General features: G+C 66.6%; 17 protein-coding genes and 2 tRNA genes. 14 read left to right on the top strand and 5 right to left on the bottom strand.

Translation table 11 applies throughout. The annotated features are described in order from the left end of the window. The first annotated feature begins 107 nt into the window (after positions 1–107). Positions 108–1,070 (top strand): class II fructose-bisphosphatase, encoded by a 963-nt coding sequence (gene glpX, locus ACO2Q5_RS02360; protein ID WP_423287971.1) that lies wholly within the window; start codon positions 108–110, stop codon positions 1,068–1,070. Here glpX and ACO2Q5_RS02365 read toward each other — a convergent pair whose 3' ends face one another. Continuing rightward, the gene (locus ACO2Q5_RS02365) at positions 1,071–1,985 is read right to left on the bottom strand and encodes a LysR family transcriptional regulator (protein WP_423287972.1); all 915 of its coding nucleotides are present in this window, start codon (positions 1,983–1,985) and stop codon (positions 1,071–1,073) included. A 120-nt stretch (positions 1,986–2,105) separates the two neighbouring features. Here ACO2Q5_RS02365 and ACO2Q5_RS02370 point away from each other — a divergent pair, with 120 nt between their 5' ends. The 7 genes from ACO2Q5_RS02370 (at position 2,106) to ACO2Q5_RS02400 (ending at position 10,811) form a co-directional block, all read left to right on the top strand. Beyond that, the gene (locus ACO2Q5_RS02370; protein WP_423287973.1) at positions 2,106–2,567 is read left to right on the top strand and encodes a cupin domain-containing protein; all 462 of its coding nucleotides are present in this window, start codon (positions 2,106–2,108) and stop codon (positions 2,565–2,567) included. Between the two features lie 136 nt (positions 2,568–2,703). After that, on the top strand, positions 2,704–4,461 hold the full coding sequence (gene recJ, locus ACO2Q5_RS02375) for a single-stranded-DNA-specific exonuclease RecJ (RefSeq protein WP_423287974.1): 1,758 nt from the start codon (positions 2,704–2,706) through the stop codon (positions 4,459–4,461). Between the two features lie 98 nt (positions 4,462–4,559). Then, a tRNA-Glu gene (locus tag ACO2Q5_RS02380) sits at positions 4,560–4,634 on the top strand. 34 nt (positions 4,635–4,668) lie between these two features. Beyond that, positions 4,669–4,743 (top strand) — tRNA-Glu (locus tag ACO2Q5_RS02385). A 275-nt stretch (positions 4,744–5,018) separates the two neighbouring features. Then, positions 5,019–8,141, top strand: a complete 3,123-nt coding sequence (locus ACO2Q5_RS02390; RefSeq protein WP_423287975.1) for a response regulator — start codon at positions 5,019–5,021, stop codon at positions 8,139–8,141. Further along, positions 8,138–8,998: a CheR family methyltransferase gene (locus ACO2Q5_RS02395; protein ID WP_423287976.1), complete on the top strand. Its 861-nt coding sequence runs from the start codon at positions 8,138–8,140 to the stop codon at positions 8,996–8,998. The genes ACO2Q5_RS02390 and ACO2Q5_RS02395 overlap by 4 nt, the downstream gene beginning before the upstream one ends. After that, positions 8,991–10,811 (top strand): response regulator, encoded by a 1,821-nt coding sequence (locus tag ACO2Q5_RS02400; RefSeq protein WP_423287977.1) that lies wholly within the window; start codon positions 8,991–8,993, stop codon positions 10,809–10,811. The genes ACO2Q5_RS02395 and ACO2Q5_RS02400 overlap by 8 nt, the downstream gene beginning before the upstream one ends. Here the strand turns inward: ACO2Q5_RS02400 and ACO2Q5_RS02405 are convergent. Both ACO2Q5_RS02405 and ACO2Q5_RS02410 read right to left on the bottom strand, forming a co-directional pair. Next, on the bottom strand, positions 10,808–12,373 hold the full coding sequence (locus tag ACO2Q5_RS02405; protein WP_423287978.1) for a cisplatin damage response ATP-dependent DNA ligase: 1,566 nt from the start codon (positions 12,371–12,373) through the stop codon (positions 10,808–10,810). The two genes, ACO2Q5_RS02400 and ACO2Q5_RS02405, sit on opposite strands and share 4 nt — an antisense overlap. After that, on the bottom strand, positions 12,370–13,380 hold the full coding sequence (locus ACO2Q5_RS02410) for a ligase-associated DNA damage response exonuclease (protein ID WP_423287979.1): 1,011 nt from the start codon (positions 13,378–13,380) through the stop codon (positions 12,370–12,372). The genes ACO2Q5_RS02405 and ACO2Q5_RS02410 overlap by 4 nt, the downstream gene beginning before the upstream one ends. Positions 13,381–13,598: 218 nt before the next feature. On the opposite strand from ACO2Q5_RS02410, the gene ACO2Q5_RS02415 reads away from it, so the two are divergent. From ACO2Q5_RS02415 to mdoH, 4 genes are all read left to right on the top strand, one after another. Beyond that, positions 13,599–15,023 (top strand): protein adenylyltransferase SelO, encoded by a 1,425-nt coding sequence (locus tag ACO2Q5_RS02415; protein ID WP_423288002.1) that lies wholly within the window; start codon positions 13,599–13,601, stop codon positions 15,021–15,023. Between the two features lie 431 nt (positions 15,024–15,454). Continuing rightward, entirely contained in the window at positions 15,455–16,699 is a 1,245-nt protein-coding gene (locus ACO2Q5_RS02420) for an OpgC family protein (protein ID WP_423287980.1), read from the top strand. Further along, complete coding sequence (locus ACO2Q5_RS02425; protein WP_423287981.1) at positions 16,696–18,300, top strand: glucan biosynthesis protein; 1,605 nt, start codon at positions 16,696–16,698, stop codon at positions 18,298–18,300. Before ACO2Q5_RS02420 ends, ACO2Q5_RS02425 begins: the two co-directional genes overlap by 4 nt. Before the next feature lies 1 nt (position 18,301). Then, positions 18,302–20,029: a glucans biosynthesis glucosyltransferase MdoH gene (gene mdoH, locus ACO2Q5_RS02430; RefSeq protein WP_423287982.1), complete on the top strand. Its 1,728-nt coding sequence runs from the start codon at positions 18,302–18,304 to the stop codon at positions 20,027–20,029. 646 nt (positions 20,030–20,675) lie between these two features. Here the strand turns inward: mdoH and ACO2Q5_RS02435 are convergent. Next, positions 20,676–23,201 (bottom strand): HWE histidine kinase domain-containing protein, encoded by a 2,526-nt coding sequence (locus ACO2Q5_RS02435; RefSeq protein ID WP_423287983.1) that lies wholly within the window; start codon positions 23,199–23,201, stop codon positions 20,676–20,678. Positions 23,202–23,345: 144 nt separating this feature from the next. On the opposite strand from ACO2Q5_RS02435, the gene ACO2Q5_RS02440 reads away from it, so the two are divergent. After that, the gene (locus ACO2Q5_RS02440; protein WP_423287984.1) at positions 23,346–24,074 is read left to right on the top strand and encodes a Crp/Fnr family transcriptional regulator; all 729 of its coding nucleotides are present in this window, start codon (positions 23,346–23,348) and stop codon (positions 24,072–24,074) included. Here the strand turns inward: ACO2Q5_RS02440 and ACO2Q5_RS02445 are convergent. Continuing rightward, positions 24,065–24,655, bottom strand: a complete 591-nt coding sequence (locus tag ACO2Q5_RS02445) for a biliverdin-producing heme oxygenase (protein ID WP_423287985.1) — start codon at positions 24,653–24,655, stop codon at positions 24,065–24,067. The two genes, ACO2Q5_RS02440 and ACO2Q5_RS02445, sit on opposite strands and share 10 nt — an antisense overlap. Before the next feature lie 450 nt (positions 24,656–25,105). On the opposite strand from ACO2Q5_RS02445, the gene ACO2Q5_RS02450 reads away from it, so the two are divergent. Further along, positions 25,106–25,900 carry a peptidoglycan-binding protein gene (locus tag ACO2Q5_RS02450; RefSeq protein WP_423287986.1) on the top strand — a complete coding sequence of 265 codons (795 nt, stop codon included), beginning with the start codon at positions 25,106–25,108 and terminating at the stop codon, positions 25,898–25,900. Positions 25,901–26,666 lie beyond the last annotated feature (766 nt).

A 26,666-nucleotide genomic window follows, 5' to 3' on the forward strand; every position in this document is an offset into this window, starting at 1 on the left:
CGCCGCAGCCAGCCCCTGACAGCCCGCCGTTAGCGCAACACTTCTTGCAGCACGGGTCCGGCCCCGCTAATCCCGGGACGAACGCCCAACATTTCAGGAAGTGCGACATGGCCGATAAAGCCGAATTTCAGGACCGTCTGCTGTCTCTTGGCCTTGCCCGCGTATCCGAGGCAGCCGCCATCGCTTCGGCCAGCCTTATCGGCCGCGGCGACGAGAAGGCCGCCGATCAGGCTGCGGTCAACGCCATGCGCGACCAGCTGAACCTTCTGGACATCGACGGCACGGTCGTGATCGGCGAGGGCGAGCGGGACGAGGCCCCGATGCTGTACATCGGCGAAAAGGTCGGCACCGGCAACGGCCCGGCAGTGGATATCGCGCTGGACCCGCTGGAAGGCACCACGCTGACCGCCAAAGACATGCCGAACGCCCTGACCGTGATCGCCATGGCCCCCGCAGGCACGCTGCTGCACGCGCCGGACACCTATATGGAAAAGCTGGCCATCGGCCCGGGCTACAAGACCGGCACCGTCACGATGAACATGACCCCGTCCGAGCGGGTGTCGGCCCTTGCCGCCGCCAAGGGCGTCTCGACCGAGAACATCACCGTCTGCGTTCTGGAACGCCCGCGGCATGAGGCGCTGATCGCCGAGATCCGCTCCACCGGGGCGGCGATCCGGCTGATCACCGACGGCGATGTGGCCGGCGTCATGCATTGCGCCGAACCCGAGGTGACGGGCATCGACATGTACATGGGCTCCGGCGGCGCGCCCGAGGGCGTTCTGGCCGCGGCGGCGCTGAAATGCATGGGCGGGCAGTTCTTCGGCAAGCTGCTGTTCCGCAATGAGGACGAGAAATCCCGCGCCAGAAAGGCCGGCATCACCAATTTCGACCGCGTCTATACGCGCGACGATCTGGTCCGCGGCGATGTGATCTTTGCGGCAACCGGCGTGACCAGCGGCTCGCTTCTGACCGGCATCAAGCGCGAACCGGGCTGGATCACCACCGAAACCATCCTAATGCGGTCGAAGACCGGATCGGTCCGCCGGGTGACCTACCGCAGCCCGCTCTGATCAGCCGGAATTCAGATCAGCCTCTCCGCGGGCCTTCGCTGCCAGAAAGGCGACGAAGGCCCGCACCTTTTGTGCGATCAGCCGGTTGTCGGGATAGACCGCATGCAGCGGCACCTTCCCGGGTGACCAGTCGGGCAGGATCTCTTCCAGCCGCCCCTCGTGCAAATCCTGCCCCACCACGAACAGCGGCAGCTGACAGATCCCCGCACCTTCCAGCGCCGCCAGCCGCAGCGCCCAGCCGTCGTTCAGCTCCAGCCGGGGGGCGATCGGAACCTCGACCACCTCGTCGCCGCGGGTCATGGTCCAGATCCGCCCCTTGCGCAGATGGGAAAAGTGCAGAAGGTCATGGCCCGACAGGTCCTCCGGCCGCTGCGGCCGCCCCCGCGCGGCCAGATAGGCGGGATGCGCGCAGGTCGCCAGCCGCGACACGCCCAGTTGCCGCGTGATCAGGTTCGGCTCCAGCGCCAATGTGCCGCGGATCGCCAGATCGAAGCGGTCCTCGATCAGCTTGCGCGCGGTATTCGATAGTTCCAGCTCGATGGTGATGGCGGGATGCGCCGCCAGAAACTCGGCCACCCAACGCACCAGAAACCATTGTGACAGGTCGGGCGGTGCCGTCACCCGCAGCCGCCCCTCGGGCACAGTCTGCTCGGCCCGGGCGGCGTGTTCGGCCAAAGCCAGCCGCTCCGGCAGATCGGCCAGCCGGTCGCGGAACGCCTGCCCCGCCTGCGTCAGTCGGACAGACCGGGTGGAGCGGTGCAAAAGCCGCACCGCCAGCCGCGCCTCCAGCTCGGCCACCTGCGCGCTGACCGTGGCCCGCGTCAGCCCCAGCGCGGCAGCACCTGCGGTAAAGCTTTGATGTTCGGCTACGGCCAGAAAGGCTGTCACCCCGTGCATCGGATCTACCGTTTTCATTCGTCAGATCATCCAGACAATCCTGCGGTATTCGCCAAGCTTATCATGCGCCAACGGCCGCGTTAGGGAAGGGGCACTTTCAAACCTGTCCTTTCAAGACATCTTTCAACGGAGATTCAGATGAAACCTTTCGACATGGCCGCCTTCTCCCCCGCGGGCACCGGCACCATCGCCGATGCCTTCGGCACCCGCCACATCATCCGCATTACCGCGGACCAGACCGGCGGGAGCCTTGGCGTCTTCGACGTCGAGGTTCCCCCGGGCGAAGGCCCGCCGCCCCATGTGCATGAGGCCGAGGAAGAGTTCTTCCGCGTGCTCTCCGGCCGCTTCGCCTTCTGGTGCAACGGCACCCGGGTTGAACTGGATGAAGGCGGCGTCATTGTCGTGCCGCGCGGCGCTGTCCATACCTTCCGCAACATCGGCACCACCCCCGGCCGGTTCATGACGCTGGTCACCCCCGGCGGGTTCGAAGGCCTCTTCGCGGCGGTGGCCGCTGCCCAGCCTGAGACGCCCGAAAACATTGCCGCGCTTTCGGCGCGGTTCCACCTGCGCCTCGTGATGGATCATTCGGCCCCGGCCTGACCCCGCCCGAGCCGGTTGGCGCTTGCGCCAGAGGCGAGAGACAACCGTGCAGCCGCGCCCTTCGCGCGGCTGCTCCGTTTTGCGGGCTTCGGGCTTCCCCCTTGCACCACGGGGCGGATTGCGGCACCCCTGCCCCATGTCCACTGACCTGCCCGCCTTTCTTGGTGTCGAATCCTCGCTGACCGGCCGCCGCTGGATCGGCCCCGCCCCCGCCACCGAGCGTCTGGCCGAGGCGATGGCCCAGACCACCCGCCTGCCCCTGCCGCTGTGCCGGGTGCTGGCCGCCCGGGGTGTCACCCCGGACGAAGCGCCGGGCTTCCTGACCCCGCAGTTGCGCGACCTGCTGCCTGATCCGCGCTCGCTGCACGATATGGAAAAGGCCGCGGCCCGGCTGGTCCTTGCCCTGCAACGGCGCGAACGGATTGCCGTCTTTGCCGATTACGACGTGGACGGCGGTTCCTCTGCCGCGCTGCTGCTGAACTGGCTGCGCGCACTTGGCCATGACGCCACGCTTTATATCCCCGACCGGATCGACGAGGGCTATGGCCCGAACGTGCCGGCCATGCAGGGCCTTGCCCGCGCGCACAGCCTGATCCTCTGCGTCGATTGCGGCACCCTTTCGCACGAACCCGTGGCCGCCGCCGCGCCCTCTGAGGTGGTGATCCTGGACCACCACCTTGCCGCCGACACCCTGCCCGCCGCCCATGCCGTGGTGAACCCCAACCGGCAGGATGAGGACGGGCGGCTGGCCCATCTCTGCGCCGCCTCGGTCGTGTTCCTCACTTTGGTCGAAGCGAACCGCCAGCTGCGGGCGCAGGGCACCACGGGGCCGGATCTTCTGGGCCTTCTGGACCTTGTGGCGCTGGCCACCGTGGCCGATGTGGCGCCGCTTCTGGGCGTGAACCGCGCCTTCGTGCGGCAGGGGCTGAAGGTCATGGCCCGGCGCGAACGTCCGGGCCTGCGCGCTTTGGCCGATGTGTCGCGGATGGACAGCGCGCCCACCTCGCATGCGCTTGGCTTTCTCTTGGGCCCGCGGGTGAATGCGGGCGGGCGGATCGGGCAGGCCGATCTGGGCGCGCGGCTTCTGGCCACCGCCGACCCGGCCGAGGCCGAAGCTTTGGCCCGTCGTCTGGACCAGCTGAACACCGAACGCCGCGACATCACCGAACGGGTCCGCCTTGAGGCCATGGCCCAGGCCGAGGCGCGCGGGCTGGACGGCCCCCTCGTCTGGGCCGCGGGCGAAGGCTGGCACCCGGGCGTGGTGGGCATCGTCGCGGCCCGGCTGAAAGAGGCGACCGGGCGCCCCGCCGTGGTCATCGGGCTGGACGGCGGCATCGGCAAAGGCTCGGGCCGGTCGGTCAGCGGCGTGGACCTTGGCGCCGCCGTGCAGCGGGTTGCGGCCGAGGGGCTGCTCCTCAAGGGCGGCGGGCACAAGATGGCCGCGGGCCTGACCGTGGCCGAGGGGTCGCTGGAACCCGCCATGGCCCGGCTGGCCGATCTCCTCGCACGACAGGGGGCCGCTGCCGAAGGGCCGCGCGCGCTGCATATCGACAGCCTCCTGATGGCCGAGGCCGCCAGCCTTCCGCTGACCGAACAGATCGAACAGGCCGGACCCTTCGGCGCCGCGGCCCCGGCGCCGCGATTCGCGATTCCCGCCGCGCCGGTCAGCGCCCGCCGCATGGGAGAATCGCACCTGCGGCTGACGATCCGCAGCGCGGGCGGTCCGGGGCTGGAGGCGGTGGCCTTCGGCGCCTTCGACGGCCCGCTCGGCCCTGCGCTGGAAAACGCCGGTCACCGCCGGTTTCATCTGGCCGGGCGGCTGGAAATCAACAGCTGGGGCGGCCGGTCGAAGGTGCAGCTGCGGCTGGAAGACGCCGCCGAAGCCGTCGAGTGAGCGCAGCCGAAACCACGGCCGAAACCCCGGCCGGAACCGCGATTTTCCCTCTTGCGCTTGCCCCCCCGCCTCACTAAACACCGCGCACGGCAAGCGATGGCCCGTTCGTCTATCGGTTAGGACACCAGGTTTTCAACCTGGGAAGAGGGGTTCGACTCCCCTACGGGCTGCCACTTCCGCCGGTCACGGGACGTGATCCCGCAGGCTGGCCCGTTCGTCTATCGGTTAGGACACCAGGTTTTCAACCTGGGAAGAGGGGTTCGACTCCCCTACGGGCTGCCACTGCTTTCAGCTACATTCTGTCATTTATGACACCTTTCGCGACGGTGGCGAATGGGCTGATGCACATGAACTGTGTTGGCGGATCTGACTTGCGGCACTCCACCGACAACCGAACATCGCCCGTCCGCCGGGGGGGGGCGCCCGCCTGTGGCCGAAAGGGGCTGTTGCGCTTTGGCCACCAGGCATCCGCAAAGCCGGGAAATAATGCGCAGTCCGCGGAACCGGCAGGCTGCCGGTGCGTTGCCGCCCTGATGCCCCGCGTCCGGCCGGGAGGGGTGACGACGACGGGAGCCATCGTGAACCGACTGACCGAGTCCGCAATCGTAACGGTAGCCATTGCGGCCGTGATCGGCGTTTTCCTGATCGACATGGTCACCCCGCTCGGCTTTGCGATCTGGATCATGTATTTCCTGCCGCTGCTGGTGACGCTGCTGTCCCATCGCCCGGGCACCCCGCTTATGGTGGTGGGGATCATTCTGGTGGCACTCTTTCTGGGGTTTCACCTCAGCTATGACGGGCTGTCCGCGCCGATTGCCGCCTCGAACCGCAGCATGGCCGCGGCGGTCATGGTGGGCGTGGCCTTTGTCCTGCGCTATCTGATCATCGCCCGGAACAACATGTCCGATGACGACTGGGTGCAGCGCGGGCAGGTCGATCTGGCCCGTGCGATCCAGGGCGATGCGCCGTCGCCGCGGCTGGCCGCCAATCTGCTGGAGGTGCTGGGCACCCATATCGGCGCCCGGGCCGGCGTGGTCTACCTGCGCCGCGGGGCGGGGCTGGTCAGGATCGGGGCCTGGGGGGCGAACCCGGCGGACCTGCCCGCCGAACTGCCGGAAGATATCGGCCATCTGGGCCGCGCGCTGCGGGAAAACCGGCTGATCGAACTGGACCCCGATCCCGCCGCCCGGCTGGCCTGGTCCACCGGGCTGATGCAGGGCGCAGCGCCGCGGTCTGTCCTGCTGCCCCTGCGCGAAGGGATGCTGGTCAACGGCGTGCTGGAACTGGGCTTCGACCGGCCGCTGCGGCCGGCCACGGTGCAGCTTCTGGAACGGGTCAGCGACAAGATCGGCATCGCGCTGCGGTCCGCCGAATATCGTGCCCGGGTGCAGGAGCTGCTGGAAGAGACCACGCGCCAGGCCGAAGAACTGCGCAGCCATGGCGAGGAACTCTCCGCGTCGAATACGGAGCTGGAGGAACAAGCCGAGGAGTTGCGCGCAAGCCAGCGGCAGCTGGAGGAGCAGCAATCCGAACTGGAGGAACAGAACGCCCAGCTGGAGTCCCAGGCCCAGCAGCTGGAGGATCAGCGCGATGCGCTGGCCCGGTCGCGCCGGCAACTGGAGGAGCAGGCGGCGACACTGGCGCGCGAAAGCCGCTACAAGTCTGAATTCGTGGCGAACATGTCGCATGAATTGCGCACGCCGCTGAATGCCCTCCTGATCATGTCGCGTCTCCTGGCCGAAAACCGGGGCAAGACGCTGACCGACGAACAGATCCGCTGGGCCCAGACCATCGAAAGCTCGGGGCAGGATCTGCTGACGCTGATCAACGACATTCTGGACCTGTCCAAGATCGAGGCGGGCAAGCTGGACATCGACGTGGTCGAGGTGGATCCGAAGACCGTGGCGCGCAAGCTGTTGCGCGGGTTCGAGACGCAGGCCCGCACCAAGGGGCTGGAGCTCAGGACCGATTTCGGCCCGGGCCTCGCCACGCTGATGACCGATGTGACCCGGCTGGAACAGGTGCTGCGCAACTTCCTGTCCAATGCGGTGAAATTCACTGACAAGGGCCATGTGACCCTGCGGATCGAACCGCAGGGCAACCATATCGCCTTTGCCGTGCAGGATACCGGCATCGGCATCGCGGCCACCCAGCAGGATGCGGTGTTCGAGGCCTTCCGGCAGGCCGACGGCACGATCTCGCGCCGTTATGGCGGCACCGGGCTCGGGCTGTCGATCTCCCGCGATCTGGCGGCGCTTCTGGGCGGGCAGATCTCGCTGCAAAGCGCGCCCGGTCAGGGCAGCACCTTTACCCTGCTTCTGCCGAAGGACGGCCCCTCGGCAGCAGTCGCCTTGCCGCCGCCGCCCGTCACCCCTGCCCTGCCCTCGCCCGCAGCGGTCGAATCTCTGCGCGGGACCGTGCAGCCGTTGGCCGAGACCGGCTTTTGCGCACTGGACGGGGTCGAGGATGACCGAGACCGCCTGCAGCCCGGTGACCGGATCATGCTGGCGGTCGAGGATGACCCGGCCTTTGCGCGGGTTCTGTGCGATCTGGCCCATGACCTTGGCTTCCGCTGCCTCTGCGTGGGGCGGGCCGAAGATGCGATCCGTGCCGCCCGCCAATATCTGCCGCAGGCCATCGTTCTGGATGTGGGCCTGCCCGACCATTCCGGCCTGACCGTGCTGGACCAGCTGAAGCGTGACGTGTCGACGCGGCATATCCCGGTGCACATGGTCTCGGCCAATGACTACACGCGCGAGGCGCTGGCGCAGGGGGCGATCAGCTACATGCTGAAGCCGGTCGAGCGGGACGAACTGGCCACGGCGATCCAGAAGCTGGAACAGCGGCTGGAACAGCGGATGCGTCGCGTCCTGATCGTCGAGGATGATCCGGTGCAGCTGGACGGGCTGCGGTCGCTTTTGTCCTCGGATGAGGTGGAGACGGTCGGCGCCATCTCGGCGGCCGAGGCGATCGTGGAATTCGGCAAGGGCCGGTTCGACTGCATCGTTCTGGACATGACGCTGCCCGACGCCTCGGGCTTTGACGTGCTGGAGCGGCTGGACGCGGATGACGGCAACGGCTTTCCCCCGGTCATCATCTACACCGCCCGCTCGCTGTCCGAGGCGGAAGAGCAACGCCTGCGCCGCTATTCCAAATCCATCATCATCAAGGGCGCCAAATCGCCCGAGCGTCTGATCGACGAGGTGACGCTGTTCCTGCATCAGGTGGTGTCGGATCTGCCGTCGAAACAGCGCGAGATGCTGGCTGCCTCGCTGAACCGCGATGCGATGCTGGAAGGACGGCGGATTCTGGTGGTCGAGGATGACATCCGCAACATCTATGCCCTGACCGGGATCTTCGAACCGCATGGCGCCACGGTGCAGATCGCCCGCAACGGGCGCGAGGCGCTGGAAGCACTTGGCCGCATCGCCGATGGCGCGCAGCCCAAGGTGGACCTTGTGCTGATGGATGTGATGATGCCGGAAATGGACGGGCTGACCGCCACCCGCGAAATCCGCAAGATCGACCGCTGGAAGACCCTGCCCGTCATCATGCTGACGGCCAAGGCCATGGCGGGGGACCAGAACGAATGCATGGCCGCCGGGGCCAATGACTATCTGGCCAAGCCCATAGACGTGGACAAGCTGCTGTCGCTGGCCCGCGTCTGGATCGCGCGATGACCACGGCGGCGGTTCCGTCCCAGACCAGCGAAGCCGTGGAACTGCAGCTGTTCCTTGAGGCGCTGTATCGCCGGTATCATTATGATTTCCGGTCCTATTCCGCGGCATCGCTGCAACGCCGCGCCGAGGTGGCGCGCACGCGGCTGAACTGCGATACGCTGTCGGATCTGCAGCGGCGGCTGCTGCATGAACCCGACGTCCTGCCTGATGTTATCGACGCCATGACCGTGCAGGTGAGCGAGCTGTTCCGCGACCCGGCCTATTACCTCTCGCTCCGGCGCGAGGTGATCCCGCATCTGCGGACCTTCCCCTCACTGAAGGTCTGGGTGGCGGGCTGCGCGGATGGCGAGGAACTCTATTCGCTGGCAATCCTGTTTCAGGAAGAGGGTCTGCTGGACCGCACTCTGTTCTATGCGACCGAGATCAACCGCAGGGCGCTGGCGCGGGCGGAGGCGGGCGTCTACGATGCCGAAAAGGTCAGCGCCTTTTCCCGCAACTATCAGGAAGCAGGCGGCCAGTCCTCGCTGTCGGACTACTATACCGCGGGCTATGGGCGCGTGGTCTTTGACCGCGCCCTGCGCACCCGCACCGTATTCGCCGAGCACAATCTTGCCAGTGACCAGGTTTTTTCCGAAGTGCACCTCGTTTCCTGCCGCAACGTGCTGATCTACTTCGATTCGGTCCTTCAGGACCGGACGATTGGCCTGTTTGCGGATTCGCTTGCGCGCGGAGGGTTTCTGGGGCTTGGCCTGCATGAGACCCTGCGCTTTTCCGCCCATGCGGCGTCGTTCACCCCGTTCGACGAACCCCAGAGGATCTGGCGCCGTACTGCACTGACGGAGGTTCCCCTTGCCTAACCGCATCATCCGCTTCCTGATCGTCGATGATATCGAAGAGAATCTGATGGCGCTGGAGGCGCTTCTGCGCCGCGACGGGCTGGAGATCCACAAGGCGCATTCCGCCGCCGAGGCGCTGGAACTGATGCTGGTCCATGACTATGCGCTGGCGCTGCTGGATGTGCATATGCCAGAGACGGACGGCTATGAGTTGGCGGCGCTCATGCGCGGGACGGAGCGGACCCGGCAGCTGCCGATCATCTTCGTGACCGCCGCCGATATGGACGAAAACCGCCGGTTCCGGGGCTATGAGGCGGGGGCGGTGGATTTCATCTTCAAACCCATCGACCCGGTGATCCTGAAATCCAAGGCCGAGGTCTTCTTCCGCATCGGCCAGCAGGCCCGCGATCTGGCCCGCCAGCGCGACGAAATGCAGAATCTTGCCCTGCTGCGCGATCGCGCCATGGCCCGGCTGACGGCCCATGCCGACAATTCGCCGCTGGCTTTCGTGGAATGCGACTGTTCGATGATGATCCGCGGCTGGTCGCAGGGGGCCGAGCGCATGTTCGGCTGGTCCGCGGCTGAAATGCTGGGCCGTCCGCTGGACCAGACCGGCTGGTTGCCCGCCGAGACGGCGGCGGCGTTGAAGGCGTGGATCGACGCGGCCCCGGACCCCGAGGCGCCGCCCCGCTATGCGATGGAGATGGAGGCCCGCGGATCGGGCGCGCGCGACATCTTGTGTGCGGTCTATGGCTCGGTCCTGCCCGAAGGCGACGGGGCGCAACGCTCGCTCACATTGCAGATTCTGGACATTACCGAACGCCGGCAGGCCGAGCAGGTGCGCTCGCTTCTGATCGGGGAACTGAACCACCGTATCAAGAACACCCTCGCCAATGTGCAGGCCATCGCCCGCCAGACCCTGCGCCAGTCCTCGGATCTGGCGGCATTCGACCACAGTTTTTCGGGGCGGCTGCAGGCACTGGCGCGGGCGCATTCCATCCTGTCCGACGCCACTTGGTCCAGCGCACCGCTGAACCGGCTGATCGACGATCAGGTCAATGCCGGCACGCTGGTCGCGGACCGGCTGCGGCGCAACGGGCCAGCGGTGGAAATCTCGCCCGAGAACATGCTGCGGCTGGCCCTGACCCTGCATGAGCTGGGCACCAATGCGCAGAAATACGGCGCCCTGTCGGCCCCGGGGGGCGAGGTGCATCTGGACTGGCGCACCGAGGGTGACGGGCTGGTCCTCACCTGGACGGAAACCGGCGGCCCTGCGGTGGTGGTGCCCACGCGCCGCGGCTTCGGCTCGACCCTGATCCACGCCGCCGCGGGCGGGGATGAGGCCGCCGTCACCGCCGACTGGCGGCCCGGCGGCGTGGTCTGGACCATCCGCCTTTCGGGCGGGGTCACCTCTGCAGAGCGGAGCTGTCCCGCGGCACCCGCCCCTGCAGCCGTGGCGGACCCGGGCGAAGCGCTGGCCGGGCGGCGTGTGCTGCTGATCGAGGACGAGCCTCTTGTCGCCATGGACCTGAGCTTTGAGATCGAGGATGCCGGGGCCGAGGTGGTGGCCGTCGCCCGCACCCTGCGCGACGCCATGACCGCCGCCTCGGAGATCGAGGTGGATCTGGCCGTGCTGGACGGCAATCTGGGGGGAGAGCCGGTGGATGGCGTGGCCGAGGCACTGACCCGCCGCGGCATTCCGTTCTGCTTTGTCTCGGGCTACGGGCCCGAGCATCTGCCCGCCGCCTTCCGCGCGGTGCCGCTGGTGCAGAAGCCGTTCAATCCCGATGTGCTGCGCGACGTGCTGCGCCAGATCGTCCGCCCGGCCGCCTAGGCCGGGGGCAGCTGATCCGTCAGCGCCTCCAGCCGGTCCGCCTCGGCCGCGGGTTTGTCCCAGCGAATGCGCGCGATGCGCGGAAACCGCATCGCCACGCCGGACCTGTGCCGGGTCGAGCGGTTCAACCCCTCGAACGCCACCTCGACCACCAGCTTCGGCTCCAGCGCGCGGACGGGGCCATAGCGGTCCAGCGTGTGGTTGCGGACGAAACGGTCCAGCCGGGCCAGTTCCTCATCGGTGAAGCCGGAATAGGCCTTGCCCACGGGAACCAGCTGATCGCCGTCCCACAGGCCGAAGGTGAAGTCGGAATAAAAGCCTGACCGCTTGCCATGCCCGCGCTGCGCATAGATCAGCACGGCATCCACGGTGCGCGCCTCGCGCTTCCATTTGAACCACGGCCCGCGCGGGCGGCCCGCCACATAGGCGCTGTCGCGGCGCTTCAGCATCACCCCTTCGATCACATCGGCCGGCGGATCGGCGCGCAAAGCAGCCAGCGTCTCCCAATCCGCGAAAGGAAGAAGCGGCGAGGTGTCGATCCGTCCGGAGGCAAGCCCCGCCACAGCCACCTCAAGCCTTCTGCGGCGCTCGGCAAAAGGCAGGCTGCGCAGATCCTCCCCCTCCCAGACCAGCACATCATAGGCGCGCAGGGCCGCGGGATGGCTGGCCAGAAGCGTCCGCGGCGGCACCTTGCGGCCCAGACGTTTCTGCAGATCGGCAAAAGGCGCCACCTCATCGCCGCGCCGCACGATCAGCTCGCCATCCAGCGCGCCGTGGAAGCGGATGTCGGCCACCAGATCCGGAAAGGCGGCGGAGATATCCTCGCCCGTGCGGGTATAAAGCCGGGCCGTGCCCCCCTCGCCCACGGCCTGCACGCGGATGCCGTCCCATTTCCATTCCGCCGCGAAATCGGCGGGGTCCAGCGGCGCCAGCCCCTCGGCGTCGATGGGGGTGGACAGCATGACAGGCCGGAACGGCGCGCGCAGGGCGGCTTCGGGCCGCGGCCCGCCCGCCAGCCAGCCGAACAGCGGCGCATAGGGCGGGGTGAAACCGGACCAAAGTTCCTCGATCTCTTCCAGCGTGACGCTTCCCGTCCGCGCCAGCGCGGTCAGCGACAGCCTGGTGGAAATGCCCACCCGCAAGGACCCGGTGGCCAGCTTGATCAGCGCCAGCCGCTCCGACGGGCCAAGCGCATCCAGCCAGCCCGCAATCAGGGCGGCCGTTTCGGTCTTGCCCGCCCGCATCAGCCGTTCGGCCACCTCGCGCAACGGCACGTCGCGCGGGGGGCCTGCGGCGGGCCAGATCAGCGCGATGGTCTCGGCCAGATCGCCCACATAATCGTAGGACATGGCGAACAACTGGGCATCCACCCGCTCGGCCACCATGCCGCGCAGCAGCGCGGGCTTGGCATGGGCCAGATCAAGGCCACCGGTCAGCGCGGCCAGCGCATACCCCCGGTCCGGGTCCGGCGTGACGGCCAGATAGCGCGCGATCAGTGCCAGCCGGGCATTGCGGCCCGGGGTGAAGGCCAGCCGTTCCAGAAGCGCGGCAAAGGCCCTCATTCCACCTCCTCCTCATAGCCCACCAGATGCAGCGGGCGGGCGCGGCGACCTTCCAGTTCGGCCCATCGCATCAGCGCATCTTCACGGCCATGGGTGATCCAGAACTCCTGCGGGTCCAGTTCGGCCAGTGTCCGCGTCAGATCGGGCCAGTCCACATGGTCCGAGATGACCAGCGGCAGTTCCACCCCGCGCTGCCGGGCGCGGGCGCGGATCTGCATCCAGCCGGAGGCGAAGCTGATGACCGGATCCACGAACCGCTGCACCCAGGGGCTGGCAAAGGCCGAGGGCGGCGCGATGACCACCGCCCGCCGCAGGGCGCGGGCCTCGGCGCGGTCCAGCGTTGCGGAGCGCAGATCGCCCAGAGGCACCCCCTGCGACAGGTGATAGTCACACAGCCGCTGCAATGCGCCGTGGATGTAGATGGGCGCCTGATACCCCGCCTGCCTGAGCAGCATGATCACCCGCTGCGCCTTGCCAAGGGCATAGGCCCCCACCAGATGCGCCCGCTCCGGAAACGCCTCCAGCGAGGCGAGAAAGCGCGCGATCTCCTCCGCCGGGGCGGGATGGCGGAAGACCGGCAGGGCAAAGGTCGCCTCGGTCACGAACAGATCGCAGGGCACGGGTTCAAAGGGCGCGCAGGCCGGGTTGGGCACACGTGAATAATCGCCGGAGACGACGGCCCGCGTTCCCTGCCACTCCAGCGCGATCTGCGCCGATCCAAGCACATGCCCCGCGGGGTGAAACCGCACCGTCACCGGGCCCAGCGTCACCGCGCCGTCTGCCGCCTGGGTCTGGCCCGCAAAATCGGCGCCATAACGGATTGCCATGATGTCCAGCGTCTGGCGGGTGGCCAGCACGGCCCCGTGGCCCGCACGGGCGTGGTCGGAATGACCATGACTGACCAGCGCGCGCGGCACCGGGCGGACCGGGTCGATATAGGCCTCGGCGGGCGGGCAATACAGCCCCTCGGGCCGCGGGATCAGCAGATCGGAAAAGTTGCGCGTCATGCTGTTGTCCCGCCTCCGCCCTCTCGTCCGCTCTGGCTATCCCGGTTCGGGTGCCATCGTCCGAGGTGTCCTTTCTGTAACGCGCCCGCAAACAGCAACGTTCCCGCAAGATACGCGGCCCGGCCTGCGACGGTTCACCCATGAAGACCATGCTGCGGGCCAGACTGCGGGTTGTCGCCCGGCCCGGCAAGGCGCATATCAGGGGTGGAGGTGGCGCCATGGCCCTGCAGTTCGACAATTCCTATCTGCGTGACCTGCCTTGGGCCGCGCTGCGGCTGGCCCCCGATGCGGCCCCTGCCCCGCGGCTTCTGGCGTTCAACGATGATCTGGCCGCCCGTCTGGGCGCCGATCCCGATGATCTGCGCGAAACTGCTGCGGCCTGGCTGTCCGGTGCCGCGCTGCCGCCGGGGGCGGATCCCGCGGCTTTGGCCTATGCCGGGCACCAGTTCGGCGGCTTCTCCCCCTCGCTGGGCGACGGCCGGGCGCATCTTCTGGGCGAGGTGATCGCCCCCGATGGCGCACGGTTCGATCTGCAGCTGAAAGGGTCGGGCCGGACGCCGTTTTCCCGTGGCGGCGATGGCAAGGCGGCCGTAGGCCCGATGCTGCGGGAATATCTGATCTCCGAAGCGATGGCCGCCCTTGGCGCGCCGACCACCCGGTCGCTGGCCGTGGTGGCGACGGGAGAGGATATCCTGCGCGACGGCCGCCGTCTGCCGGGTGCCGTGGTGGCGCGGATCGCCGCCAGCCATATCCGCGTGGGCAGCTTCCAGTTCTTCGCCGCCCGCGGCGAGGCCGAACGGGTCCGCGCGCTGGCCGATCATGCCATCGCCCGCCACGACCCCGACCTTTCCGGGACCGAGGGCCGCTATCTGGCCTTCTTCGACCGCGTGGTCGCCCGGCAGGCACGGCTGATCGCGGAATGGATGGGGCTTGGCTTCATCCATGGCGTGATGAACACCGACAATATGGCCGTCTCGGGCGAAACCATCGACTATGGTCCCTGCGCCTTCATGGAGGGCTATGCCCCCGGCACGGTGTTTTCCTCCATCGACCGGCAGGGCCGCTATGCGTGGCAGAACCAGCCGCTGATCCTGGGCTGGAACCTCGCCCGGCTGGCCGAAGCGATCTATCCGCTGTTCGATGCGAACCCCGAGACGGGGGTGGCGATCGCGAATGACCGGCTGGACCGGATCGCCGGGCAGTATCAGGCGGAATGGCTGGCGGTGATGCGGGCAAAGCTGGGGCTGTCCGGGCAGGATGCGGGGGATCAGGCGCTGGTCGATGACCTTCTGGCTGCGATGCCGGGGGCCGACTGGACGCTGACCTTCCACCGGCTGGCCGAAGCCGCGACGGGGGATCTGTCACGCCTGCGCCCGCTCTTCGACGATTTCACCGCAATGGATGCTTGGCTCCCCCGCTGGCAGGCCCGCGGGCCGGATGCGACGCGGATGCGGAGGGCGAATCCGGCGGTGATCCCGCGCAACCATAGGGTGGAAGAGGCGCTGGACGCCGCCACTGCGGGCGATCTGGCCCAGTTCACTGCGTTGCTGGCCGCCGTGCGGGCGCCCTTCACCCCGGATGAGGCCTATATGCTGCCCGCCCCCGCCGGCTTTGGCCGCTACGTCACCTTCTGCGGCACCTGAGCCGGGACTTCCGGCTCCGGGCCTGCCGATTCGCAGCGAACCGCCGGTAGCGCAATCATGCCGTGGGGCATACCACCCGCTGCCCCGCAGCTGCGATGAACCCGCCTAACGCGCGCCTGCGCCGGCGGTTCCCTATTCTGCATGCGCAAGACCGGCAAACCGGCCCATCGGCGAAAAGCCGCACAAACTTGTTTCAAGACCGTTACGATACCCGCGCAAGGCGATGTTTTCAGGTGGATATCCATTGAAGCGCGCACAGCGCAGGAGTATCGCTCAGTTGCAGAATCGGATGCTGCGCCTGCAAAGGCCGGGACCGAATCGAACGGAAGACGACCAAGCTACGGACCAAAGCAACGGACGGGGGCGCGCTGCGTCACGGGGCAACCCGGACCGGAGGGCGAACCGTGCAACAGCCACCGGCAGAGGCAGATGTGAGCCCCGACCCCAAGCCCGCCGCGAAGCGGGAGCGTGATATCCGGCTGGATTTCTTCCGCGGCGTGGCGATGATCGTCATCCTGATCGCGCATATCACCGACAACCCCTGGAATCTGTTCATGCCGGGCCGCTTCGGGTTTTCCGACGCGACCGAGGTGTTCGTGTTCTGCTCGGGCATGGCCTCGGCACTCGCCTTCGGGGTGATCTTTGCGCGCGCGGGCTGGCTGCTGGGCACGGCGCGGATTCTGCACCGGATCTGGCAGGTCTATTGGGTGCATATCGGCGTGTTCTTCGTCGCGCTTTTCCTGATGCTGATGGCCAATTACTCAGACATCTTCGCGCGGGACGAGGTGGGGGCGCTGAACCTGTATCCGTTCCTGCGCAACACGCCGCAGAATTTCGTGGGCCTGGTCACTTTGACCTATGTGCCGAATTTCTTTGACGTTCTGCCGATGTATATCGTGCTTCTGGCGCTGGTGCCGGGCATGGTGCTGATCGCGCGGGTCGATCCGATGCTGGCGCTTCTGACCAGCGTCACGCTTTGGGCCTTTGCCACCACCGGCGGGCTGCAGATCCCTGCGGAATGGTGGTTCCCGAACGGCTCCACCCGGTCGTGGTTCTTCAACCCTTTCGCCTGGCAGCTGGTGTTCTTCACCGGATACGGGCTGATCGCAGGCTGGATTCCGGTGCCCCCCGTCCGGCGCGAGCTGGTGATCCTTGCGCTGGCCATCGTGCTGATCTCGCTGCCCTTCGCCTGGTACAAGACCATCGGCGCGTCCGATTTCCTGAAGGAATGGCGCCGCGACTGGTGGCCGCTCTATGACAAGACCCGCTTCGGCGCTTTGCGCTATGTGCATTTTCTGGCGCTGGCCTATCTGGGATGGGCGGCGGCGGGGGTGCGGGGCGCAAGGCTGAAAGCTCTGGCCGCGGAATGGCCGCGCCTGATCGGCGCCGTGGTCGATATCGGCAAACAGTCGCTTGCGGTCTTTGCCGTGTCGATGGTGCTGGCGCGGGTGCTGGGGGCCTTCCTGAAACTTTATGCGTTCAGCGGCGTTGCAACCCTGACGATCAATCTCATCGGCCTTGTGCTGATCTGGCTGACCGCCCGTCTTGCGGGCTGGTTCAAGTCGCAGCCCTGGCAGAAGCCGGCCCGCCCCGCAGCGGCGCTTCCGGCGCAATCCGAACACACCGGGAGGACGGCATCCGAAGCCCGCCCCCGCACGCAAGAGGTGAAAGCATGAGTGCAGAGCGCGCGATTGGCGGCATCAGCCGTCGCGGAGCCCTGGCATGGGTTATGGGACTGGCGGCCGGCGGCATGCTGCCGCGTCTGGCCACCGCACAAGAGACCGCGGCCCCGCCCGCGGCGGACGCGCTGACCGATGCCGCCTCGGGCGTCAGCTTCGGCCCGGCCGAACCCTTTGCCGACGGCACGGTCGAGGCTTTGGCCCGCGCCCTGGCGCAGGAGCCCTATGCCGAGCCGCGGCAGATTTCCGATGTCTGGAAGGGCCTGACCTATGACCAGATCCGCGAGATCTGGTATGATGGCAAGCACGCGCTTTACACCGGATCGGACAGCCCGACCCGGGCAGAGATGTTCGTGGCGGGGCTGTATCAGCACTATCCGATCGACATTTTCGCCGTGCAGGGCGCCGAGGCGCGCGAGGTTCTGTTCAACCTCGACCTCTTCGTGAAGACCGACCGTTTCCCCGATCTGCCGGGCGACGGCACCGGCTTTTCCGGGTTCCGCCTGACGGGTGAAATGGAACAGCCCGGTGTGTTCCAGGAATATGCCGTGTTTCAGGGTGCGACCTATTTCCGCGCCGTGGGCCGCGGTCAGCAATACGGCCTGTCCGCGCGCGGCTTTGCCCTGAACACCGCCCATCCGTCGAAGCCCGAGGAATTCCCCCTCTTCACCCGGTTCTGGATCGAAGAGGGCAAGCTGCATGCGACCGAAGCGGTCGTTCATGCGCTGATGGACAGCCCGTCGCTGACCGGGGCCTACCGATTCACCATCCGCAAGGGCGATGCCACCGTGATGGAGGTGGAGGCCGTGGTCTTCCCGCGCGAGACGCTGGATGCGCCGGGGATCGCGCCCGAAACCTCGATGTTCCTGTTCAACGACCTGAACCGGCTGAAGTTCGACGATTTCCGCGAAGGCGTGCATGACAGTGACGGGCTTCTGGTGGCCACCGGCACCGGCAACCTGTTGTGGCGGCCTTTGATGAACCCGGCCAAGGTTGAAACCAGCTGGTTTGCGGACACCAACCCGCGTGGCTTTGGCCTGATGCAGCGCGCCCGCGACCCGGGTGCCTACAACGATCTGGCCGCCCATTACGAACGCCGCCCGTCCCTCTGGGTCGAACCCGTGGGCGACTGGGGCGAAGGCCATGTCGTGCTGGTGGAAATCCCGGCGGACAAGGAAATCTACGACAATATCGTCGCCTTCTGGCGCCCGAAGGCACCGATGGAGACGGGGCAGGAATACCGGTTCTCCTACCGGCTGCACTGGGCCGATGGCGCCCCGCCGGTGGATGGCGAACGCGCCCGCGTGATCGCCACCCGCACCGGCCAGCGCGTGTTCGAGGATGGCCGCATGTTCGCCATCGACTATGAGGCGCATCCCGCGCTCGGGACCGATCCTGCCGCACTGGAGGCGAAAGTCACCGCAAGCGCGGGTCAGGTGACCGGGGTGCTGGTGCTGCCCAATCCCGATACCGGCGGGTTCCGTGTCGATGCGACGCTGATCCTGCCCGAAGACCAGCCGGTCGAACTGCGTGTCGAGCTGATGCGCGGCGGTGTGAACCCGGTTGGCGAAACATGGCTTTATCGTTGGGTGCCGTAAGATGTCCCGCCTCTTCCGTCCGCAATACGGGTTCCGCCCGGTCACCCTGCCCGCGCCGCTGCCGATGCCGGACCAGCGGCTAGATCAGGCCTTCCGCGATCCGGCCGTGCCGGGTCTGCGGCCTCGGCGCACCCATCACCGGCTGGCCCGCGCTGCCGTCCTGATCCTGCCGCCGCCCTTTGCGGGCGCCTTCGGCTGGGCCACGGGCGAGGTTCTTGCCGCCGACGGCTCGCTCTCCCCCGCTGACATCATTCTTGCGGTGCTGTCGGGCGTCGCGGTCTACTGGATGGCGATGTCGGTCGTATCCTCCTTTTTCGGCCTGTTCTGGCGCGCGCCCGCACGGGCCACCGCCACCGCCCCGGGCTTGCGCGTGGCAATCCTGCTGCCGATGTATGGCGAAGACCCCGAGGCCACCATCGGCCCGCAGGTCCGCCTGCTGGAATCCCTGCGCACCGCGGGCCATGCGCACCGCTTTTCGCTGCATGTGATCTCGGACACCCGGTCCGGCAAGGCCGCGCTGGAAGAGGCGGCGCTGGTCGCCCGGCTGACCGCGCAGCGCCCGGATCTGGCGATCACCTACCGCCACCGGCTGCGCAATACCGATTACAAGCAGGGCAACGTCCGCGACTGGATCACCCGCAATGGTGCCGCCTATGACGCCGCCCTGATCCTGGACGCCGACAGCCTGATGGGCCGCGGCACCGTGCTGGCCATGGCCGATGCCATGGTGCAGGACCCCGGCTGCGGTCTGGTGCAAAGCCTGCCGATCACCGGCGCGGGCGAGACGGTCTGGCAGCGGCTGCAATGCTTTGCCAGCAGGGTCTATGGCGGGCCGCATGGCCGCGGTTATGCGATGTGGACCGGATCCGAGGGCAACTTCCTGGGCCACAATGCCATTTTCCGCATGCGCGCCTTTGCCGCCTGCGCAGGCCTGCCGCATCTCTCGGGCCCGCGTCCGCTGGGCGGCGTGATCCAGAGCCATGATTTCGTCGAGGCCGCGCTGCTGCGCCGCGCCGGCTGGGGTGTCCGCATCCTGCCCGAGGCGGCCGACAGCCATGAAGAGGCCCCGGCCAGCCTTGTGGGCCATATCAAGCGCGATGCCCGCTGGTGCCAGGGCAACCTCCAGCACGTCCGCCTGATCAAGGTGCCGGGCCTGAACATGATCTCGCGCCTGCATTTCGCGGGCGGCGCCATGGCCTATATCGGTTCTGTCCTGCTGGGCCTGATGATGGTGCTCTGGGCCACCACGGGCCGCACCGCCGGGGGCGAGGCGACGGGTTCGCTGCAATTGTGGCTGGCGGCGACCATCGCCTTCCTGCTGTTCGCGCCCCGGCTTTTCGGTGTATTCGACTATATCCGCCGCGTCGGCCTGCCCCGCGGGCGCCGTCTGGCGTTTCTGCAGACGCTGGTCATCGAAACCGCCGTGGCCGTGCTGGCCGCGCCGGTGATGATGGTGCACCATGGCAAGATCATCTTCCGGGCGCTGACCGGGGCCGATACCGGCTGGCCGCAACACACCTCGGGCCGGATCCCGCTGAAAACCCTGATGAAGTTCCACGCGCTGGAAACCGGGCTTGGTCTGGCGTTGGTTCTGCTGATGGCCACCGGCCTCCTCAGCCTCTGGATGCTGCCGGTGGCGGCGGGACTGCTGCTGGCCGTCCCCGTGTCGTATTATGCGGGCTCGGACGGCAGTCACCTGCCCGCCATGCCCACCGGCCTTCCGGCCTGACGCCGCGCAAGAGACAGCAAAGCCCCGCTCCGGCGGGGCTTTTGTTTTCGGTGGTGTATGAAGAGTGATGCACCGGGCAGCGGCAAGTGCCGCAGATCCGGCCAAACCGCCCTGCAGACAGATGTCGCAAGTGCTGGTCGGGGCGGGAAGATTCGAACTGCGGACCTCTGGTGCCCGAAACCATGGCCGGTTGCTGTAGGATTTCGGTTTTCCGGCAAACTGATACAAATGCCCGGTCAATATGCTCACCAGGATATGGGGCATCTGCACTGATCACCCAGCCCAGTCCGGCTTGCGGCAGAGCTACTGCCGCCCTCCCTCCCGAACCTTCCGGCACAAAGCCATGGCAGCGATCCTGATCGAACCTGCGGAATGGCAGACGTGGCTGGGCGCGTCATGGGCGGAAGGGAGGATGGGATGCTGGCACTTGTCTGAACCGAGCCGGCTGGACATCTGCCCCATGTGGAGCGCGAACCCCGGCAATGGCCCACTTCGAGAGGTCCCATGCTCCCGCTTAGGCCGAAATCAAGCGCGATCCTTCAGGGGGACGGTCTGGCCGATTTCAATTTACGGCGTCTCACCACATCCAAGCCATTGCCGCCGCAATAGCGGCTCATCGCGGAGCCAGCCCGTCCGCTTTGACAATCTATCGCATCGCGCCGGCCACTTGCATTTCAAGGGCTGCCGGGCTGACAGGTTTGCGTATCAGGGGGATGTGTCGCAGCGCGGCGGGGAGCATGATCTGATCGCTGTAGCCGGTCATGAAGATGATCGGGATCCCGCGCGCGATGAGCTCGGTTGCCGCCAGCTCTGACGTTTCATCGCCCAAACTGAAGTCCAGGATCGCCAGATCGGGAGTGAACTCTTTTAGAAGGGTCAGTGCAGCGGCGGAGTCGCTGGCAAGGCGCACATCGCCCGCGCCGAGACCGTGGAGCGTCTGCTCCACATCCATGGCGATCAGGCCCTGATCCTCGACAACCAGCACCGCCAGCCCCAGCAGACTGCCGCGTTCCGGCGGTTCGGGGGAGGCCTCGGCAAGGCTCTCCACCCCAAACTGAACATGGCGGCCAGGGATCGTGATATCTGCGCGGAAACCCGCGGGATCATAGACCAGCTCGACCTTGCCTTTCAGGTCATATTCGATGGAACTGTGGATCAGTCGAGTGCCGAAGCCGGTTCGCCTCGGCGCAGAAACGGGCGGCCCGTCGGTTTCCCGCCAGCGGATCTGCAGATCGCCCGCCGCATCCCGCACCCAGATGACCGTCAACCGGCCCTCAGGCACCGAGAGCGCCCCGTGCTTGGCCGCATTGGTCGCGATTTCGTGCAGGACCATCGCCAGAACGGCGAAGGCCCGGGCGTCCAGTTGCAGTACCGGCCCCTTTACGGTCAGGCGACCCGCCGGAGAGCCCGCACGGTGAAACCCGATCTCGGTCTCCACCAGTTCGGCCAGACTGCCCACCCGATGGCCAAGTGACTGGTCGTGCGCTATGGCCAGCGCCTGAAGCCGGCCCTCCAGCGCCGCGATGTAATCCTCCACCGTGCCGGCAGACTGCCCCGTCTGGAGGGCGATGGATTTGACCAGAGCGATCACGTTCTTGACGCGGTGGTTCAGCTCGCTGTTCAGGATGCGGCGGCGCTGTTCGTCCTGTGCGAATTCTTCCGCCGAAGCCTCGTTCCGCCGCAGGATCAGGTCGCGCAGCCAGGCCCGTACCGCCTTGGCTACTGTAATATCGGTCTCGCTCCAGGGCACCGATTTGCCGCGAACCTCTTCGCGCCATGTCTCAAAGCTGCCGCGGGGTGACAGCCGGTCGGCCTTGTCCAGTGTCTTCACCGGCTCGCCCGCCCAAGCCACCTCATGTGCTTCTTCGTTGCGAAACAGAAGCAGGTGGTCATTGTGCCGTTGCGACAGCGGGATCGCCATCACCCCGGCCAGTGGCGTGGTGGCATCGGCAACGACCTCGCGGATGTTCTGGGTATGCCACAGGTCGCGCGGGGTGGCTTCCGGGCGGGCCAAAGCGAAGACCAGGCTTTCGCATTGCTGCTGTGTCGGCGCGCTCCCCGAGACAAATGTCGCGCCGTCCATGACCAGCGCTGCGCCATCGCAGTTCATCACCTGCGCCAGCAGCGGCAGATGCGCGGGCAAGGACAGGATCAGCGGATCCGAAGCCGAGACCTGCGCGACCAGCGCGTCCAGCTCTTCGCGCACCCGCGCCGAGGCTTCGATGGCCGAGCGATGCTCGACACTGGCGATCTGCAAGGCGAAGTAATGGCCGAAAAGCTCTGCCCCGATCCTTTGGGCCAGCGGTACGATCCTGGGACTATAATGATGGCAGGCGATCAGACCCCACAGCTCTCCACCAACGATCAGCGAGATTGAGAGCGAGGCTCCGACCCCCATGTTGCGCAGATATTCGCAATGGATCGGCGACACGCTGCGCAGCTGCGCATGGGACATGTCGACCGGCGCCTGCCCCGGCATCAGGGCAGGCATCAGCGGAATGGGTTGGTATTCGGCATCCGAAATCATGCGGATCGGATTTTCCAGATACAGCCTGCGGGCCTGCGCCGGTATGTCCGAAGCCGGGAAATGCTGCCCCATGAAAGAGCCCAGATTTGGCGTGCGCGCTTCGGACACCACCCGCCCGGCACCATTGTGCAGGAAGCGGTAGATCATCACCCGGTCATAACCCAGCATGGCCTGCACACAGCGGGCCCCCATCGTGGTCAGCCGCGATGGCGTGGTTTCCGCACTGATCCGCGCAATCAGCATCCGGGTGACGTTCAGCGCATCCTGCGCCGCCTCTCCCTCGGACGGCTCCATCTCGATGATGCAGTTGCCGGCCATGTGGTGGATCATGGCATCAAACCGGGTCTCTGTGCCCGGCAGGCGCAATCCCATGACGATTCCGGCCCCGCCCGAGGGCCCCGCTTTTGCCGCAGCATTGCGCAGGTCATGCAATGCTTTCCGGCCAAGGACAGATTCCACGCTGGTTCCGGGGAACGCCCCGGCCGTATGACCCGTTACAATTGCAAGATTGGCCGAGGTGAAACGAATGGCGAAGGTGACCGGATCGCAGACAATCATGGCCCCATGGGGCTGGATGCTGCCCGGGATATGGATCTGTTCCTGGTCGCAGTTGTCGAGCGTTACCCGATCAAGATCGCTGCTCATGCCGCCCCTTACCGGCCCGGCCGGCATCTGTTCAATGAACGGCAACGGGCCGTTCTTCCAAAGTTGTGTTCACGAGTAACAGATGATTTTTGGGGTGTCTGTCTACTCGTGTACATTCTGAACCGGCAAAGGAGGGAACCTGCGATGACGTCACATCTTTCCGATTTTCTGGGCGACAATCGCCTGCTTGCCCAATTGCGCGATCAGGACCGGCTGCGCCTGATGCCGCATCTTTCCGGTCATGAACTTGCGGCCGGCCATGTGCTGCAACCCGCGGGCGAGGATGTGACCGAAACCTGGTTTCCCTGCGGCGCCGCCATCGCCAGTTTCCGGGTCTGGGCCGATGACAATTGCGATGCCGTCGAAGTCGGTCTGGTCGGGCGCGAAGGGGCCGTGGGTGGCATCGTGTCGAACGGGTTCGTGCCGGCCTATGCAACGGCGGCGGTGCGCGTCGATGGCACCTTCATCAAGGTAAAGACGGCGATTCTTGAGACGATCAAGATTGAATCTGTCACCTTCCGTCATCTGTTTGCGCGCTATTCGGATTGTCTGATTTCGCAGCTGTTCCAGAACGTCGCCTGCAACGCGTCGCATACGACACGGCAGCGCACGGCGAAATGGCTGATCTCGACCGCCGCACGGACGGGGTCGGCCCGGCTTGAGATGACGCAGGAGCAGCTGGCGGATCTTCTGGGGGTGGGGCGGACATTCGTGGCGCGGATCGTCAAGGGGATGCGCGAGGACGGGTTGATCCGCACAAAGCGCGGCGTCTTTGAACTTACCGATGTGCCGGGTCTGCGCGCCGCCTCTTGCCAATGCGCGACAGTACTGGAAGAGCATTGCGACACCGTCCTGCAAGGCATCTATTCCTGAGGGCCATCCTGCGCGGCGCTGATGGCCGCGAACTCCCGCTCGACGATCAGTGACGCCGCGGCAAAGGCGGCCATGGCACCCCCGATCGCCCGCGAAACACCGTCCTCGGTGATCGGGACGGCGTTCAGCGCCTCCACCAGCGTGCGCCAATGCAGTGCCGCGCCTTCGGCGGCCGGTGCCAGATGCCGGGCACCATGCTGGCCGGTCATCCCGATCTGCTGCGCCTGCCTCGCCAGAACCGCGCCGCCCATCTTTGATCCCTCGATCACGTAAACCCAGCCGAGCCCGCATTCGGGGTCGCTGTTTTCAAGCGCCAAAGGCGTCGCGGGGCCTGCGCCAAGATGATCAAGGTCCTGCGCCGCCAGTGCGGTCCGGTCACGAACGGAAAGCCCCGGGATCCACCCCCTGAGCGTTGCGTTGCAGTAGAACGGCGCGGCAGTTGCGAAAAGCGCGTGATGCGCTCTGACCAGGGCTGCATACCGCGCCCGAGTGCCAAAGGGCCGATGCGCCAAAACACGCAGATCCAGCGCCTCATGTCGGGTGGAGGTCGCTTCGCGCAACATTCCGCGAAGATCGCTCATGATCGTCATCCGTTGCATCTTTACCGTCTGTCACGCTCAGGGCCTTGGCGACCTTTAGTACAGACGGGGCAGGCAGCATCAAGGCTGCTATGTTCAGCATCTGGCCACTGAAACGAAAAGAGCGGCCCACGGCACGCGGGTCAGCTCCAACGTTTCGGCCGTTGCCATGGCCTCACAACTGCAACAGGCCCCCGAGATCCGGTGCCAGATGATCCGCTGGACGAGTAGCCTCCATGAAAATGCCCGCCGGGTGGCGGGTTTAGACGTGATGTAGGCAGCGCGGGCGGCACTGCCTGCCGACATCGGGGAGCGGGGCTTATGGGCGCGGGAATGGTCGCTTGCCAAAGGCTGGCCAGCCTCTGGGGGGGAAGCAGTGCAACCAAGTCCGAGGCTTGGGCGTTCTTCCCCTGTCCGGGCCTGCTGGCCCGCAACACCACAGGAGGGCGCGAGATGCGCAAATATTCCCTTGGTCTGGTGCTTGGCGCGGCCCTTGCCGCTCCGGCCGCCCCTGCGCTGGCGCAGCAGGAACTCGGCGAAATCGTCTCAGGTCTGGCCGGTGCGCTGATCAACCAGGAACTGGACAAGAACGCCTATATCGAAGCACAGAACCGCAACACGGTGGCGGCGTACCGCAGCTATCTGCAGCAGTTCCCGAAGGGCGCATATCGCGCAAATGCGGAGCGTGCCCTTGCCCGGTTGGGCGCCAGCGTAGACCCGGTGAAGCCGGATCCGAAGCCCCTTCCCGGGACCGACACCGGAACAACCAGCCCGGCCAGCGCCGAAGCAACCATTGGGCTGACCCGCAGCGACCGCATCCGCATTCAGCAGCAGCTGACCACCCTCGGCTACCCAACCGGCGTTGCAGATGGATTGTGGGGCAAGAACACGCGGGATGCCATCGCCCGCTGGCAGGGCGCCAACAAGGTGACCGCCACCGGCTATCTGACCGCCCGACAGGTGGAGACGATCCGGCAACAGGCGGGCGCCTCCGGAACCGGTGGTGGCGACAACGCGACCGGGGATGCCCAGCTGGAGGAAAACCTCCTGAGCCTTACCCGCGCTGAGAAGCGTGAAATCCAGCGCCAGCTGACGGCGTTGGGGTATCGAACCGGCGGCACCGACGGCGTGTTCGGTCGCAACACCCGCACGGCATTGGCCAGCTGGCAGGCCGACGAAGGCGCGGCGGTGACCGGGTATATCACAGCTGATCAGGTGCGGGAGCTGCGCCGGCAAGCGGGCGGATGATGGTTTGCGCGTGATCAGGGCTTGCTGATGGCGCATTTTTCAAGCGCAGGCCCGGCACCGCGGGGACCGAGGTAGGTCACCACAGAGATCAGGCTCACGGGCGGGCCGAGGTCGGAGCCGAACCGACGTCCCGCCGTGTCCATGCCCAAGGCCCTGCTAATGCGGGTCCGGCGACAGGATCGGGGACGGCGAGCACGCACCTCACGGGCGATCCGACAAAGGCCGCCAGTACCCCGATGACCCCGCCTCGACCGCGCCGCCGCTGGCCCGCATTGTCCTGATCAGCCTGCCGTCGGGAAGCGAAACGTCTTGGTTTGCGGCTCCTGCGGATAAGAAAAGCTCGCCAGCGGTGGCGGTGACAAAGCTTGATGTCGTGCAATCGGGGATATGACGCAAAGCGTCATAGTGATGACCTGAACGTCCCAATTCAGGTCATCGCCAGCCTGCGATCGTTAGACTACTCTCAGGAATCCGTTCGCATCTCGCCAGACCGCACCGGTAGGCAGACCGGTCGCGGACGTCGGCAGATTGATGAGACGCAAGACCTTGGCCTCCACGTTCAGTGTGCCCTGTCCATTCTGGCCTGACGTGCCCCCTGACGCAGAAACACGAGCGTCGAACTCATTGTTCTGCCCGCTGGAGACGTTGTTGCACTTATCGGTGATGCGGATTCACGTCGTGAATCCTGAGCGTTAGATTCGGTCCATGCCGAAGCCTTCCTCTGCCCGCTACCGCACGACGAACTGGCCCGCCTACAATGCGGCCC

Source organism: Neotabrizicola sp. VNH66 (assembly GCF_049445895.1).
In the GTDB taxonomy this organism is placed as follows: Bacteria; Pseudomonadota; Alphaproteobacteria; order Rhodobacterales; family Rhodobacteraceae; genus Pseudogemmobacter.

Bases quoted from the DNA above. Each gene is read 5' to 3' on its own strand.
- glpX (WP_423287971.1), top strand. From the start codon at position 108: ATGGCCGATAAAGCCGAATTTCAGGACCGTCTGCTGTCTCTTGGCCTT.
- ACO2Q5_RS02365 (WP_423287972.1), bottom strand. From the start codon at position 1,985: ATGAAAACGGTAGATCCGATGCACGGGGTGACAGCCTTTCTGGCCGTA.
- ACO2Q5_RS02370 (WP_423287973.1), top strand. From the start codon at position 2,106: ATGAAACCTTTCGACATGGCCGCCTTCTCCCCCGCGGGCACCGGCACC.
- recJ (WP_423287974.1), top strand. From the start codon at position 2,704: ATGTCCACTGACCTGCCCGCCTTTCTTGGTGTCGAATCCTCGCTGACC.
- ACO2Q5_RS02395 (WP_423287976.1), top strand. From the start codon at position 8,138: ATGACCACGGCGGCGGTTCCGTCCCAGACCAGCGAAGCCGTGGAACTG.
- ACO2Q5_RS02405 (WP_423287978.1), bottom strand. From the start codon at position 12,373: ATGAGGGCCTTTGCCGCGCTTCTGGAACGGCTGGCCTTCACCCCGGGC.
- ACO2Q5_RS02410 (WP_423287979.1), bottom strand. From the start codon at position 13,380: ATGACGCGCAACTTTTCCGATCTGCTGATCCCGCGGCCCGAGGGGCTG.
- ACO2Q5_RS02415 (WP_423288002.1), top strand. From the start codon at position 13,599: ATGGCCCTGCAGTTCGACAATTCCTATCTGCGTGACCTGCCTTGGGCC.
- ACO2Q5_RS02425 (WP_423287981.1), top strand. From the start codon at position 16,696: ATGAGTGCAGAGCGCGCGATTGGCGGCATCAGCCGTCGCGGAGCCCTG.
- mdoH (WP_423287982.1), top strand. From the start codon at position 18,302: ATGTCCCGCCTCTTCCGTCCGCAATACGGGTTCCGCCCGGTCACCCTG.
- ACO2Q5_RS02435 (WP_423287983.1), bottom strand. From the start codon at position 23,201: ATGAGCAGCGATCTTGATCGGGTAACGCTCGACAACTGCGACCAGGAA.
- ACO2Q5_RS02440 (WP_423287984.1), top strand. From the start codon at position 23,346: ATGACGTCACATCTTTCCGATTTTCTGGGCGACAATCGCCTGCTTGCC.
- ACO2Q5_RS02445 (WP_423287985.1), bottom strand. From the start codon at position 24,655: ATGAGCGATCTTCGCGGAATGTTGCGCGAAGCGACCTCCACCCGACAT.
- ACO2Q5_RS02450 (WP_423287986.1), top strand. From the start codon at position 25,106: ATGCGCAAATATTCCCTTGGTCTGGTGCTTGGCGCGGCCCTTGCCGCT.